Origin of the sequence: Devosia sp. (assembly GCF_039927955.1) — a bacterium.
Classification (GTDB): domain Bacteria; phylum Pseudomonadota; class Alphaproteobacteria; order Rhizobiales; family Devosiaceae; genus Devosia.
Genome location: NZ_JBDSUA010000032.1, coordinates 1 through 12,524 on the forward strand (window position 1 = coordinate 1; position 12,524 = coordinate 12,524).

The 12,524-nt window shown below is 61.1% G+C and carries 15 protein-coding genes, 1 tRNA gene and 3 pseudogenes; 8 read left to right on the top strand and 11 right to left on the bottom strand.

Features of this window, described 5'->3' with window-relative positions; all coding sequences use genetic code 11:
* A partial coding sequence (locus ABIT12_RS09315) for a metalloregulator ArsR/SmtB family transcription factor (RefSeq protein WP_348045002.1) occupies positions 1 to 230 on the top strand: 230 nt, incomplete at its 5' end.
* Between the two features lie 279 nt (positions 231 to 509).
* On the opposite strand, the gene ABIT12_RS09320 is transcribed toward ABIT12_RS09315, so the two are convergent.
* From ABIT12_RS09320 to ABIT12_RS09330, 3 genes are all read right to left on the bottom strand, one after another.
* Entirely contained in the window at positions 510 to 1,160 is a 651-nt protein-coding gene (locus ABIT12_RS09320; RefSeq protein ID WP_348045003.1) for a BON domain-containing protein, read from the bottom strand.
* A 153-nt stretch (positions 1,161 to 1,313) separates the two neighbouring features.
* Positions 1,314 to 3,701, bottom strand: a complete 2,388-nt coding sequence (locus tag ABIT12_RS09325) for a phosphoketolase family protein (RefSeq protein WP_348045005.1) — start codon at positions 3,699 to 3,701, stop codon at positions 1,314 to 1,316.
* Positions 3,698 to 4,891, bottom strand: coding sequence for an acetate/propionate family kinase (locus ABIT12_RS09330; protein ID WP_348045007.1), 1,194 nt, complete (start codon positions 4,889 to 4,891; stop codon positions 3,698 to 3,700). Before ABIT12_RS09330 ends, ABIT12_RS09325 begins: the two co-directional genes overlap by 4 nt.
* Positions 4,892 to 5,195: 304 nt before the next feature.
* Here ABIT12_RS09330 and ABIT12_RS09335 point away from each other — a divergent pair, with 304 nt between their 5' ends.
* Both ABIT12_RS09335 and ABIT12_RS09340 read left to right on the top strand, forming a co-directional pair.
* On the top strand, positions 5,196 to 5,666 hold the full coding sequence (locus ABIT12_RS09335) for a flavodoxin domain-containing protein (protein ID WP_348045009.1): 471 nt from the start codon (positions 5,196 to 5,198) through the stop codon (positions 5,664 to 5,666).
* 60 nt (positions 5,667 to 5,726) lie between these two features.
* Positions 5,727 to 6,389: a CBS domain-containing protein gene (locus tag ABIT12_RS09340; RefSeq protein ID WP_348045011.1), complete on the top strand. Its 663-nt coding sequence runs from the start codon at positions 5,727 to 5,729 to the stop codon at positions 6,387 to 6,389.
* Between the two features lie 208 nt (positions 6,390 to 6,597).
* Here ABIT12_RS09340 and ABIT12_RS09345 read toward each other — a convergent pair whose 3' ends face one another.
* Positions 6,598 to 6,930, bottom strand: a complete 333-nt coding sequence (locus ABIT12_RS09345) for a DUF4342 domain-containing protein (RefSeq protein ID WP_348045013.1) — start codon at positions 6,928 to 6,930, stop codon at positions 6,598 to 6,600.
* 113 nt (positions 6,931 to 7,043) lie between these two features.
* Between ABIT12_RS09345 and ABIT12_RS09350 the strand changes: the two genes are divergently transcribed.
* The 4 genes and pseudogenes from ABIT12_RS09350 to ABIT12_RS09365 all read left to right on the top strand — a co-directional run.
* Positions 7,044 to 7,187, top strand: coding sequence for a hypothetical protein (locus ABIT12_RS09350; RefSeq protein WP_407065610.1), 144 nt, complete (start codon positions 7,044 to 7,046; stop codon positions 7,185 to 7,187).
* 113 nt (positions 7,188 to 7,300) lie between these two features.
* Entirely contained in the window at positions 7,301 to 7,681 is a 381-nt protein-coding gene (locus ABIT12_RS09355; protein ID WP_348045015.1) for a translational machinery protein, read from the top strand.
* An 18-nt stretch (positions 7,682 to 7,699) separates the two neighbouring features.
* A complete protein-coding gene (locus ABIT12_RS09360; RefSeq protein ID WP_348045017.1) occupies positions 7,700 to 7,882 on the top strand; it encodes a hypothetical protein in 183 nt (60 codons plus the stop codon).
* 123 nt (positions 7,883 to 8,005) lie between these two features.
* Positions 8,006 to 8,578, top strand: a pseudogene (locus ABIT12_RS09365) (acetyl-CoA hydrolase/transferase C-terminal domain-containing protein); the annotation flags it as partial.
* A gap of 38 nt (positions 8,579 to 8,616) precedes the next feature.
* Here the strand turns inward: ABIT12_RS09365 and ABIT12_RS09370 are convergent.
* The 4 genes and pseudogenes from ABIT12_RS09370 to ABIT12_RS09385 form a co-directional block, all read right to left on the bottom strand.
* Entirely contained in the window at positions 8,617 to 9,105 is a 489-nt protein-coding gene (locus tag ABIT12_RS09370) for an OsmC family protein (RefSeq protein ID WP_348045019.1), read from the bottom strand.
* Positions 9,056 to 9,433 carry a hypothetical protein gene (locus tag ABIT12_RS09375; RefSeq protein WP_348045021.1) on the bottom strand — a complete coding sequence of 126 codons (378 nt, stop codon included), beginning with the start codon at positions 9,431 to 9,433 and terminating at the stop codon, positions 9,056 to 9,058. The genes ABIT12_RS09370 and ABIT12_RS09375 overlap by 50 nt, the downstream gene beginning before the upstream one ends.
* A 16-nt stretch (positions 9,434 to 9,449) precedes the next feature.
* A pseudogene (locus ABIT12_RS09380) lies at positions 9,450 to 9,572 on the bottom strand (SDR family oxidoreductase); the annotation flags it as partial.
* A 1-nt stretch (position 9,573) separates the two neighbouring features.
* Positions 9,574 to 9,741 (bottom strand): hypothetical protein, encoded by a 168-nt coding sequence (locus ABIT12_RS09385; protein ID WP_348045023.1) that lies wholly within the window; start codon positions 9,739 to 9,741, stop codon positions 9,574 to 9,576.
* A 190-nt stretch (positions 9,742 to 9,931) separates the two neighbouring features.
* Between ABIT12_RS09385 and ABIT12_RS09390 the strand changes: the two genes are divergently transcribed.
* The gene (locus ABIT12_RS09390) at positions 9,932 to 10,738 is read left to right on the top strand and encodes a universal stress protein (protein ID WP_348045025.1); all 807 of its coding nucleotides are present in this window, start codon (positions 9,932 to 9,934) and stop codon (positions 10,736 to 10,738) included.
* Positions 10,739 to 11,325: 587 nt separating this feature from the next.
* Here the strand turns inward: ABIT12_RS09390 and ABIT12_RS09395 are convergent.
* From ABIT12_RS09395 to ABIT12_RS18335, 3 genes and pseudogenes are all read right to left on the bottom strand, one after another.
* Positions 11,326 to 11,402 (bottom strand) — tRNA-Arg (locus ABIT12_RS09395).
* A gap of 71 nt (positions 11,403 to 11,473) precedes the next feature.
* Positions 11,474 to 12,355 carry a substrate-binding domain-containing protein gene (locus tag ABIT12_RS09400; protein WP_348045027.1) on the bottom strand — a complete coding sequence of 294 codons (882 nt, stop codon included), beginning with the start codon at positions 12,353 to 12,355 and terminating at the stop codon, positions 11,474 to 11,476.
* Positions 12,356 to 12,367: 12 nt separating this feature from the next.
* Positions 12,368 to 12,511, bottom strand: a pseudogene (locus ABIT12_RS18335) (LacI family DNA-binding transcriptional regulator); the annotation flags it as partial.
* Between the last annotated feature and the right edge of the window lie 13 nt (positions 12,512 to 12,524).

Here is a 12,524-nt window from a genome sequence, read left to right on the forward strand (position 1 = left end):
CCAAGCGGCTGCTGATCCTGTGCAACCTGCTGGAGCGCGAGATGAATGTGACCGAACTCGGCGAGCGGGTGGGGCTCGGACAATCGCCCCTCTCGCAGCACCTCTCAAAGCTCAGGGCCTGGGACTTTGTCAAAACCCGCCGCGACGGCCAGCAGATCCACTACAGCATCGCCTCGGACGCGGTGAAACAAGTGCTGACAACGCTTTATGGAATTTATTGTGCCGAATGAGCGTGCCTTGAGTGGAATGTCACCCACAGCCGCCACCATTGCTTGAATGTGGGCTTTCGAGCTCATCGCGCGGCCACCGGATTATATGATGCGGCGGCAACAGGCGCGGACCGTGCTTCGACCAGTGCTCGCCAGACCGAATCGAGCCGAACCCGGTCCGGCAGTCACCAAATAGACGGTCGACCGTCCAATCATCGGAAAGCCGGTCACCCTTCCCACGCCGCAAGTCGTTGCTAGGATCAACGCCCCGGATCCGAATATTCGCGACACTCGTCGCGCTCAGACGGCGCAGTAGACGATGGCGCCAAGCCAGTTCTCTGGCAGGGCTCCGTTTCGAAGTGGCACGCGCTGCCATATGCGGAAGATTTGATCGGTGATCAGCGCCCCAGCCTTCAAACGGAGCTGACGGCGGGCGGACCGCAGGCCCGTTACCCCACCGGTTGGCACAATGCTGCGCTTGCTGTGGGGTAGGATCGATGCTCGCAAAATGTTGGCACGAGGTCGATCAAGTGCATCGGCGGCGGGGATGGCAATGTCGATCAGCGCTGCGTCGTTATGCCAGCCGTAGTAGAATACGATGACCTCGGCCGCTCCCGCACTGCCATGGAGTTCCTTGCTTAAAACCCCGAGACCATCATTTATGGCATCCGCCAGCATGTCCTCCCGCAGCGTGCAGTAGCTGGTAAGGAATATGATTGGCTGAACGACCTCGGCGGTCGTCCACGGGGAAGCCCGCGACTTGTCAGCGGCCGGCGCGGGCGGGCGGACGACGATGTCGTCGATGACATCTGTCACGCAATGCAGCCGTAGGACCGACCGCTCGATGAGCTGCCGTTCACCCTCGGTGGCAACCTCGCCGGACAGAACGGCCCGGCCGTGCGCAACGCTTCCCGAGACGCCCGGGTCAAACCCCGCAAGGGCGCTGCTCATGGCAATGCGGGCACACTCCGTTGTCGCGGACGCTGCGAATTGGTTCGGGAAACTGTGGATCGATGGGGATAGCCGGCGAGGTCGTTCCATGCGTGCCTCCGGTTGCAGGCGCCATGACGCATGGTGGCAGGGCGTCTCTATCTACGTGTTGATCTAGGTCAATTCGGATCGCCGTTGTTCCGCCGCCGTCCAGCCCCAGTTGCGGATCTCAGGCAGGTCCTCACCATGCTCGCGCGTATATGCGGTGTGCCTGGCCAGACATGCCCCGACATATTCAGCAAAGGCCCCACGCCGATCTGACAGCCTGTCGACCCGATCAATGGCGGCTTTTGCGAGGTGGAAGCGATCAAGCTCATTGAGGACCGCCATATCGAATGGCGTGGTCGTGGTGCCTTCCTCCTGAAATCCGTGGACGTGGAAGTTGTCGTGGTTGCGGCGGCGATACGTCAGGCGATGGATCAAGGCCGGGTAGCCGTGATAAGCGAAGATCACCGGCTTGTCGGGTGTGAATATGGCGTCGAACGCGGCATCGTCCATGCCGTGCGGGTGTTGGCTCGGTGCCTGCAGCGCCATCAGATCGACCACGTTTACGAAGCGCATCCTGAGATCGGGAAACTGCTCGCGCAGGATCATGACGGCGGCAAGGGCCTCCAGGGTCGGCACATCGCCGGCGCTGGCGATCACCACATCTGGTTCCTCCGCACCACAGGTCGAGGCCCATTCCCAGGCGCCCAGGCCAGCCGCGCAATGCGCCGCTGCGGCCTCCCGATCCAGCCATTGGGGAGCGGGCTGTTTGCCGGCGACGATGACGTTGATGTAGTCGCGGCTGCGCAGGCAATGATCGACGACAGACAGGAGCGTATTTGCGTCTGGCGGCAGGTAGACCCGCACGACGCTCGCCTTCTTGTTCATCACATGGTCGATGAAGCCCGGGTCCTGATGACTGAAACCATTATGGTCCTGGCGCCAGACATGGGAGGTCAGCAGATAGGTGAGCGAGGCAATCGGCTTGCGCCACGGCACGTCCTTGGCCACGTTCAGCCATTTTGCATGCTGGTTGAACATCGAATCCACGATGTGGATGAAGGCTTCATAACAGGAGAAGAAGCCGTGCCGGCCGGTCAGAAGATAGCCCTCGAGCCAGCCTTGGCAGAGGTGCTCGCTGAGCACTTCCATAACCCGTCCATCGGCCGCCAACTGCCTGTCGGTGTCGAGTTGATCGCCGATAAACACCCTGCTGGTCGCTTCGAACACCGCTCCGAGACGATTGGATTCGGTTTCATCCGGGCCGAAGATACGGAAGTTGCTTGCATCCATATTGAGCTTGAGGACGTCGCGAAGGTATTGGCCCGCCGCACGCGTGGCTTCGCCGATTGCCGCGCCAGGCACAGCGACATCCACGCTATAGTCGCGGAAGTCCGGCAATTTCAGGTCGACCAGCAGCAGTCCACCATTGGCGTGGGGGTTGGCACTCATGCGGCGGATGCCCGTCGGGGCCAGCTCGACCAAGGTCTGCTTCAGCCGGCCCGCTGCGTCGAACAATTCCTCAGGTTTGTAGCTGCGAAGCCAAGTCTCGAGGATTTCAAGATGGCTTGGATCCTCAGCCAGTCTGGCTAGCGGCACCTGATGGGAGCGCCAGGTCCCCTCGGTTGGGTTGCCGTCAACTTCCTTCGGACCCGTCCATCCTTTGGGGGACCGCAGGACAATCATCGGCCAAAGCGGCCGGTCCGTATCCCCGCCGCTGCGCGCACGCGTCTGGATGGCCCTGATCTCGGCCAGGACCGTGTTGAGCGTTGCCGCCATCAACTGGTGCATGGCTTTCGGCTCACTGCCCTCGACGAAGTAGGGCGTGTAGCCATAGCCGCGAAACAGCGAAGCGAGTTCGTCATGGCTGATCCGCGATAGCACGGTGGGACTGGCAATCTTGTAGCCGTTCAGGTGCAAGATCGGCAAAACTGCGCCATCGCGTGCCGGATTGAGAAACTTGTTGGAGTGCCAACTCGTTGCCAGTGCGCCGGTTTCTGCCTCGCCGTCGCCAACCACGCAGGCCACGACCAAGTCTGGATTGTCGAAAGCGGCGCCGTAGGCATGCATGAGCGAATAGCCCAGTTCGCCTCCTTCATTGATCGAGCCTGGCACCTCGGCGGCGACATGGCTGGGAATGCCGCCCGGCCATGAGAACTGGGTCATCAGACGCTTGAGGCCGGCGGTATCCTGGGAGACTGCGGGATAGAGTTCGCTATAGGTCCCCTCAAGATAGGTGTTGGCGACCAATCCGGGGCCGCCATGCCCGGGGCCGGTGACATAGATCATATTGAGGTCCATCGCCTTGATCACCCGGTTCAGGTGGGCATAGACGAAATTGAGACCGGGCGTGGTTCCCCAATGTCCGAGAAGACGCGGCTTCACATGGGCAAGCACTAGCTTTTCGGTGAGTAGGGGATTGTCCCGCAGGTAGATCTGGCCGACCGAGAGGTAGTTCGCGGCCCGCCAATAGGCATGGATGCCTGCCAACTGGTCGGGTGAGAGTGGAGCCTTCATGGCATAGTATCCTTCTGCTGCAGCAGGGTGACGATGGCCGCGGCGATGACCGCTTCCTCGTTCGTAGCGATGATGCGAACCGGCACGCGAGACGTTGGACGTGATATGACCGGGGCGCCGGCTTGATTGAGGTCCCCATCCAGTTCGATGCCTAGGAAAGCCAGACCGTCACAGACTCGCTCACGGATCGCGGGGGAGTTCTCGCCAATACCGCCACTGAAAACGAGCGCGTCGAGGCCGCCCAGGGTCGCGGAAAAGGCGCCGATATTCTGTACGATGCGATAGCAGAATAAGCTGAGCGCATCGCGCGCTCGTGGGTCGCTCGCCTCCGCTGCCAGCAGATCACGGACGTCCGAGCTGGTCTCGGACAGGCCAAGCAAGCCCGATTGATGGTTGACCATGCGATCGAAGGTCGTGCCGTCCATGCCTTCTGCCTGTGCGAGGTAGCGCATCAGGCCCGGGTCGAGGTCGCCGCTTCGCGTACCCATCGGTATCCCGGAAGCCGGGGTAAACCCCATCGTCGTATCGACGCTTTGCCCGTTGTGGACCGCGGCGAGGCTGGCGCCGCTGCCGAGGTGGGCCAGGATCAACCGACCATTTGCCAGTTGCTCGCCAGCCAGGTTTTGCAGCTCCTTCAGAAGAAAGCTGTAGGACAGTCCGTGAAACCCGTACCTCTGGACGCCCTGATCGAAGAAGCGGCGCGGAAGTGGCAACAGCCGGGCGACCAATGGCATATCGCTGTGGAAGGCGGTATCGAAGCAAGCAACTTGCGGCAGGGCGGGAAACCGCTGCCGACACGAGCGCATCATCTCGATCTCCGCCGGCAGGTGCTCAGGTGCGTAGGCCGCGATGCGCTCAAGTTCAGTCAAAAGCGCATCATCGACCAGGCAGTGGCGGCGATAGCGGGCCCCGCCATGGACGATGCGGTGTCCGATCGCCGAAATTGCTGTAGCGTCGGTCTGACGTGCGATCCAGTTGAATAGAAACTCCAGCACCCCGGCCGGGCCCGCCAAGGCCAACGGCTCAGCGCCGTGACCATCGGCCTCAAAAATGGGGTCTGGGCCGCCTAGTCTGCTGAATTGACCGCCAAGGCGCCGAGTATTCCCCTCCGTTTCGAACAGAGCGAATTTCAGGCTTGACGAGCCCCTGTTGAGGCTGAGGGCGAAACGGCCGCTTGCGAGACTCTGCAAAGTATACCCTGCCTTGCTTTCGTTGAACCTGATCGGCGGTGTGGCGGCGCCCGTCGGCTTTTGCCCTCCGGCATCGTGTCATTGTCAGTTGCCCGGTCGATTGATCTGGCTCAATTGCCGGCTCGATGACGCCAAAATCTCCGTTCTTGCCGGCTCGTGTATCCGTCGCTCGGATTCCTTGGCAGCAGGTTAGCAAGGTCAGCAGTACCACCGGCCCCGGGCTCAGTGAGCGTGGCGCGCGAATTGAGCCAAATCAAGGATGGCAGCCCCCATTCTTGCTAGCGGTGATCCTGCGGAGGCGATCATGAACGTCACAATCTTGTTCGACAGCATTTTCGGTAACACCGCCAAGGTGGCCCATGCCGTGGCGGACGCCCTAGGACGCGACAATCAAGTAAGGCTTGCTACGATGCAGGACGCTGGAGAGACCGATCTGTCCAGCACAGATCTGCTGATCATCGGCTCGCCCACCCGTGGCTTCCGGCCCACGCCACAAATTCAGGAGTATCTCGCCGGGTTGGACGGGTTTCCGAACGGCATGGTGGCGGCTGTCTTCGACACCAGGCTAGATCTTGAAACAGTCCAGCCTGAGCCCCTCAGGTGGGTGATTGACGTGGGAGGGTACGCAAACCACCACATGGCGGCTGCGCTACGTGGCCACGGTATCGAACTACGAGGCGCTCCGGGTGCCTTCCTGGTGACAGGCAACGAAGGCCCGCTCAAGGCGGGCGAGATTGAGCGCGCTCGCGAATGGGCTCGCACGTTGATTGGGTGATCCGCCGTTTGATCCGGCGAATACTCGGTGTTTTGAGACATGTATCTTTAGGAGACCGTAATGAAAGCCAAGGACGTCATGTCGCAACATGTCGTAACGCTGAGCCCGGGCAACAGCATCGCCCATGCGGCGCAAATCATGCTCGACAACACCGTCAGCGGCCTGCCTGTTATCGACGATGACGGAACGATGGTCGGTATTGTGACTGAAGGGGACCTCATCGATCGCATGGAACTCGGCCATGGCCCCGCGCCGGAGCTGTCAACGCAGCAGGCCCGCGATGACTTCATCAAGTCGCACAGTTGGCGCGTCCAGGATGTGATGTCCCGACCCGTCGTCACGGTGAACGAGGAGACCACGATCGAGGAGATCGCGTCGCTCTTCAGCAGCCGCAAGATAAAGCGAGTGCCCGTCATCCGCGAGGGGCACCTGGTTGGCGTCGTCAGCAGGGCCGATTTGATTGGGATTATCGCTCGCTCAAAACCATCTCTCATAGCTTGGGGCAACGAAGCGCTTTGCCTCAGCATCGCGGCCCGCCTACGCGAAATGTTGCACCCGTCCATATGCCCCACGGTGACGGTGATTGAAGGAACCATTCAGCTGAGAGGGACAATCCGCGATGAAAATGAACGCCGAGTGATCCGGGTCATCGTCGACGGAGTCCCGGGTGCAGGCCGAGTTCTGGATCAAATGCAGCTTGGCAAGCCAGAAGACCCCAGATGAGCTTCATTCGCACGGAGATATGGCCCGGCCGCCAGACGGCGGCGAACGGGGGTCTCGATAATATCCGATCTGACTCCGGCAGAGGCGCCGCTGCGCATCGCCAATGGCCGTCATGGCAGGGTCGATGGTCGAGAATATAAGGCCCGGCAGTGTCAGGCCGAGGAAATCGTGCTCATTCATCGCAAGGTAGCTTGCCTCTGCCGTTCAGTCAGTCGCCTGACGGAGCCTCGCCGCCGTCGGGGGCGGTTTCATTTTCCACTGGCGGCGTTTCCCGCACGATCACGATCCTGACCTTGGCGACCAGACCCGCTATGGCGCCGATGACTGCCAGCCAGGGTGCGGCGATGGCCGCTACGCTGCCAACGATGGCGCCGGCGGTCAACGGCACGGTGAGGTAAACGTCGCCCTTTTCAGACCGTATCTGCAGTTGTCGCACATTGCCTTCGGCGACCAGGCGCGTGACTTGCTCGACGAGCTGGTGGCCAGTCACCTCGATCTCCTCGGTGAAAGTTTTCCACGCCGTCTTGGGGTCTTCGGTCATGATCAGTCTCCTATTTACTCAGCCCAGTATCGCACTGCCGTAAGGCTGGCATTGACCTGGCTCAATTTGGCCGATCACACTGGGAACTTGGAACCTCGCCAGTCGGCGACACCTTGCAAGCGATGGCAGTCGGCCAGGAAGCTGATCTGCTGGTCATGGGCGCTTATGGCAGAAACCGGCTGCAGGAATTCATCCCGGGCGGCGCGACCCACACTGTCCTGCACGCGCCGCGTCTACCCATCTTCCTGTCCCATTAGCCTTGCCGCCGGGCCGCATCCGCCGCTGCGCATTCCAATTGCGCCAGATCAAATCGGCCGCGGCGAACTGGCGTAAGTTGGGTCGGCTAAAGCTGTGTTCAAGGAGCCTGCACGTGCATCATTTTTGCGTCTGGATCGATCACTACGAAGCCAAGGTCTTCGGCATTACCACCCATGACGCCGACAAACAGGCAATCGTGGACGGGGGGCCAAAGCATCATATTCACCGCAAAGCCGATCACGTCGGGATTGGCACCGAGCCGATGAGCCCGGACTTCCTCAATGACGTGGCAGAGGCACTTGGGCCGGCCAAGGCCGTCATGATCGTCGGCCCTGGCAGGGCGAGGACCGAACTGGCCGGCTACCTGAATGACAGATTTCCGGCCATCGCCAAGCGGATCTGGGCCATCGAACCGATGGATCATCCCAGCGATGCTGAACTGGTCGCGGTGGCCCGGAAGTATTTCCACGCCGCAGCGCGCATGCACCAATAGGGTGAGGCAAGGAACGCAATGGCGATCAACCGGGAATGGCATGCCATCAACAAGATGCCACGAAACGCGACGCTCGATGAACGCGTAATCTGGCATATCAAACACGCCTCCAACTGTGATTGCCGGGAGATGCCGCCGAGCATCAAGCGAGAACTGCTGGCCCGCGGCCTCAGCGTTCCCGCTCCACGCAGTCTGAAGTAGTTTGAGGAGCTGTCTGCGCCCGTGGGACAGCTCTCCAGAGCAACCAGGGGATGACATACCTCGCCTGCCGCCCGATGCGCTGGTTGTCATCCCTCTGCTTGGCTTAGCGGCCGGTGCCGCACACTCGCGTTTGCATCAGCCTCATCGATTACCCTGAGCGAGGAATCTGCCGCGCGGGCGTTTCGGAACCTTGAGCATTACAAGAAGCGCCTGGTGCTGCGCCCACAGGAGATCGGCAATCATCCCGAGGTCATCCGGCGGCTGGACATTATTGCCATCAACACCGCGCTTGAGTTCGACATCTACGGCAACGTCAATTCGACCCATGTCAACGGGACCCACATGATGAACGGCATCGGCGGTTCCGTCGACTTCGCCCGCAATGCCGCTCTCTCGGTCTTCGTGGCGCGATCACTGGCCAAGGACGGCGCGGTGTCTTCGGTGGTGCCGATGGTCTCCCATGTCGACCATACCGAACATGATGTCGATATCCTGGTCACCGAGATCGGATTGGCCGACCTGAGGGGGCTGGCCCCGCGCGAGCGGGCCGCGTCGATCATCACCAATTGCGTGCATCCGCAATATCGCGCTCAGCTGACCGACTATTTCGAGCGGGCAGGCCAAGGGCGGACACACGCCGCATTTGCTCGAAGAAGCCTGTCATGGCGTGTCAGGGCAAGAGACACCGGTTCTATGCTGGCTGAACTCGCCGATTGCGTCCTAATCCGCGGGCGTCATGCCTTCCGGACAATTCGGCCCTGCAGCACAACGGCTCGGGCCAACGTGTTGGAGATCGTGCCGTACTTCCTGATGTTTGTGTGCAGCAGTTCGAGCCGACGGTCACTCTCGCCGGTGTCGACCGTCAGCAGGTAGTCGATGGAGGTAATTTGGGGCGGAGCATCCTGGCGGCACGCATGCAACTGCACACTCATCCCGCGCAGGTCGAAGTTGAGCATCGGGCAGGCCCGCTCCGCGCCCTTGATCATACAGGCCGCCAAGGCTGCCAGCAGCATTTCGGTGGGGTTGAAGGCGTCAGCACGGCCTGCCAGTGAGGTGTCGAGCGGAACGCTGGCCTGCCGCACCAGTGCGATGCTGCCGCTGGCATCCTCCCGATGTGCGTCGATCGAGTATTCGAGCATTTCTTCTGCCTTGCTGGAGTGCGCGGTAGTCCGATCAGTCCGGCTGCACGGAAACGATACGGAAGACATGCATCTTGCCGTCATCCTCGCGGATCGAGATGTATTCGCCGGCCACAAACCGTTCCTCGGAAAGCCGGAAGCCCACTTCGTCGTCCCGGCTGCTCGCATCGGAATAGTCGAACATCCAACGCCCCCCGGGGCCACGCAGAATACGGCCGTGCGCCGGCTCTTCACCCGGTCGTTTGCGCACCACCCGGCACCAGTCAGGCATGGCCTTGTGGGCCGACGCATCGATGTGCCAGTCGTCCATCAGCGGCAGGTAGATTCGGTAGCTATGATCGCGATCACCTTCCGGGTGTCCTGGCTCGCGCGCCAGCTCGAGTTCGATGCGATAGAGGGTTGCCTTGGTCATGGTGGCTTCTTTCCAACTATTGGGCCGTATAGCCGCCATCCACCAGATGGTAGCTGCCGGTCACGAAGGATGCTTCTTCGGACAGCAGGAACGCCGTCAGCGCCGCCGCCTCGGCGGCCGTCCCAAGTCTGCCGACGGGATCAGGTCAGCACCGGCGCCAGATGCGCGCCGATGAAGTAGGGCCAAACGAACAGGCCCAGCACGCCCATCCAGAAATCGAGGTGCAGGTAGCCAATGCTGAACAGCCAGCCGGCAAGCCAGAATGCGCCAAGCGAGGTGTGCTGCGTGATCTTGATCCGTTCCATCATCACTCTCTCCGATCGTGCGAGCGCGTGCGTCTCGTGTCCTCTTCAAAGCACGACCGCGACGTGAGCTTCTTGATTTGGCGCAAATGGCAGGGTGCATTTTGTGCGTGGGACACCGCACCGAATTGATCCCGATCAAACGCAGCCGCCCCGGGGACGCCTAAGATGGCCAGACGAAACGGGGAGTCAGATTATGGAAATCCGCAATATTGCCGTCGTGCTCAACATCGATTCAGTCGATGCAGATTTGGTGGCGCTGGCATCCAGCCTGGCCCGCCACCACCACGCCACGCTGACGGGCATCGCTGCGGTCGAGCCGCCAATCGTGCTTGCGACCATCGATGGGGGCGACGCCGCGGGCGGCCTATACGCGGAGCAGTGCTCGCAAATCGAAGCCGCGCTCGCTGCTGCCGAGCAAGACTTTGCGGCCCTAGTCCCGTCAGGGGTGAGGCACCACTGGGTCGGCGCCGTGCAGCGCCCCGACCTGACGGTCATCGGCATGGCCCGCCGGGTCGATCTGATTATTGTGGGCTCCCGGGACAGGGCGATCGGCGTAGATATCGGCGCGGTGCTGCTTGGGTCTGGTCGGCCGATCCTAGTTGCCGCTGCCGGCCAGCGCACGCTCAAGGCCAGCAAGATCGTCGTGGCCTGGAAAGACACCAAGGAGGCCCGTCGAGCTGTCGTTGATGCGCTGCCCTTTCTCAAGGCCGCCGGAGACGTGAGCGTTGTGGTGGTCAACGAAGGCAATCTGGCAACGGAACGCGCCAGCATGCTCGATGTCGTCGCATGGCTCCAATCTCATGACGTGAAAGCGCACGGAGATGTGCTCCCAAATGTCGATGGAGCGGTCAACACGATTGTCCACGCCGCAGCGGAGGCAGGAGCCGAACTCGTGATCAGCGGCGCCTATGGTCACAGCAGGCTCCGCGAATGGATGCTTGGCGGCATGACTCACGATCTGCTGGAGGTGCCCGGCATCTCCCGCCTGCTCTCGAACTGAAGTGTCGAGACCAAGGGCCAGTGGATTTCGGTCAATACTGAGTTCCAGGACCGCTTCGAGATAGTGTGACAGCCGCGTTGGATGGAGCGTCCTTAGCGTGGCCTATCAGGACGCGGGCAGCCTGACATTTGGGCAGGACGTTTTCTCCAGGACTAGGTCCACGACTTCGCTGTTGGACGAAGCGCATCCTTTCGGGAGACCGTGCATGGCCGCAAGACGATTTGATCCGAAGAAATCGAGGTGGTGCCAGGCGTGGACCTGGCCGTGCTGCAGTTCCTGCATCAACCTGCCTTCCCACTCGAGGTCGTATCGCCGCCTCAACCAGCTATTGCGAAGCTCCTAAGCCGCCCGATTTCCCCTCAGGTTCGGTCACTCAACAGCTTATTCGAGAATGCGTGATGACGGCGCCCAACCCGCGCCGGGCAGGACTGCTGCCAGACGAAGCGACCGACGACGGAAATTTTGATTTCGACATAACCGATCCGCCTTCGTCAAAACCCGGAAAATGAAGGTCCCAGCGGAGACCGGAAGACGAATTCAGGAAAATCCGTCTTCGTCGCAACATCAAGCATGCGAAGCAAAATTGATGGCGATCCCGGAGGGACTTGAACCCCCGACCAACAGCTTAGAAGGCTGCTGCTCTATCCAGCTGAGCTACGGGATCAGCGATGGTTTGGGTTGTTTAGCTGATTTCGGGGAAAATTGAATGCCAGATTTTGGTATTCCTCCATGCGGTCAGCGGAGAGGCAGGCGGGCCGTGCTGCCGCGCAGGATCATTTCGGAATTGAGCACGATATGGACTGGGCCGCGGGGCAGGCCGGTGCCTTCAAGGATGTCGATCAGGGCCTCTGCCGCCAGCCGGCCCAGCGCTTCCCGGGGCTGGCGGATGGTGGTCAGTGGCGGCAGGAAATGTGGTGCGAACGGCAGATCGTCGAAGCCGACAATCGAAATGTCTCGCGGGCACTCCATGCCGTATTGCCGCAGACCTGAGAGGAAACCGATGGCGCTTTCATCGTTGGCGGCGAAGATCGCAGTGGGGCGATTTTGCAATTCCATGAAGTGGGTCGCGATGTCGTAGCCGGTTTCCATGCGGAAATCGCCGGGTAGCAGCCATTCCGGTGCGATATCGAGCCGGGCGGCGTGCATGGCGCTGGTGTAGCCCTGCAGACGCTCGCCGGTCAGCACGTTGCCAATGGGACCCAGAATGTGGCCGATTCTGGTGTGGCCCAGCTCGATCAGATGACGCGTAGCCTGGGCTGCCGCTGCAGCATTGTCGGTCTTGACCGTATGAAAGAAATCGCCGGGGATTTCTTCGCAGGCGACGACCAATGGCACCGAAATCGGCTCACTGGTCAGCAAGCGCAATTGCTCAATGTCGAGCGAGCCGTCGAGCAGCAGCAGGCCATCGGCGCGGTTGGAGAGGAAATATTCCTGCAAGCGGCGCGCCGGATTGGGGCCGGAAAACCGGTTTGTCACCAGCACGCCATAACCCCGCACCGCCGACTCACGTTCTATCGCATCAAGAATCAGCGAGAAAAATGAATTGCGGATATCGGGCAGGGCGACAAGAATTGTGCGTGCCGTCCGCTGTCGAAGCGAACGGGCAGATTGGTTCAAGGTATAGCCGGTAGCCCGAACCGCTTCAGAAACGCGCGCACGGGTGCCCTCGCTCACCTTCTCAGGGTTCGAAATGGCCCGGCTCACAGTTGCCGTCGAGACGCTTGCAAAACGCGCAACGTCTTGAATCGTCGGTGGTTTTTTGGTCAAACTCATGCCTGGCAGCGCC

Excerpts from the sequence above, each read along its gene's own strand:
- ABIT12_RS09325 (WP_348045005.1), bottom strand. The coding sequence starts at position 3,701 with ATGAAGGCTCCACTCTCACCCGACCAGTTGGCAGGCATCCATGCCTAT.
- ABIT12_RS09390 (WP_348045025.1), top strand. The coding sequence starts at position 9,932 with ATGGAAATCCGCAATATTGCCGTCGTGCTCAACATCGATTCAGTCGAT.
- ABIT12_RS09335 (WP_348045009.1), top strand. The coding sequence starts at position 5,196 with ATGAACGTCACAATCTTGTTCGACAGCATTTTCGGTAACACCGCCAAG.
- ABIT12_RS09370 (WP_348045019.1), bottom strand. The coding sequence starts at position 9,105 with ATGACGGCAAGATGCATGTCTTCCGTATCGTTTCCGTGCAGCCGGACT.
- ABIT12_RS09375 (WP_348045021.1), bottom strand. The coding sequence starts at position 9,433 with ATGACCAAGGCAACCCTCTATCGCATCGAACTCGAGCTGGCGCGCGAG.
- ABIT12_RS09360 (WP_348045017.1), top strand. The coding sequence starts at position 7,700 with ATGGCGATCAACCGGGAATGGCATGCCATCAACAAGATGCCACGAAAC.
- ABIT12_RS09385 (WP_348045023.1), bottom strand. The coding sequence starts at position 9,741 with ATGATGGAACGGATCAAGATCACGCAGCACACCTCGCTTGGCGCATTC.
- ABIT12_RS09345 (WP_348045013.1), bottom strand. The coding sequence starts at position 6,930 with ATGACCGAAGACCCCAAGACGGCGTGGAAAACTTTCACCGAGGAGATC.
- ABIT12_RS09340 (WP_348045011.1), top strand. The coding sequence starts at position 5,727 with ATGAAAGCCAAGGACGTCATGTCGCAACATGTCGTAACGCTGAGCCCG.
- ABIT12_RS09320 (WP_348045003.1), bottom strand. The coding sequence starts at position 1,160 with ATGAGCAGCGCCCTTGCGGGGTTTGACCCGGGCGTCTCGGGAAGCGTT.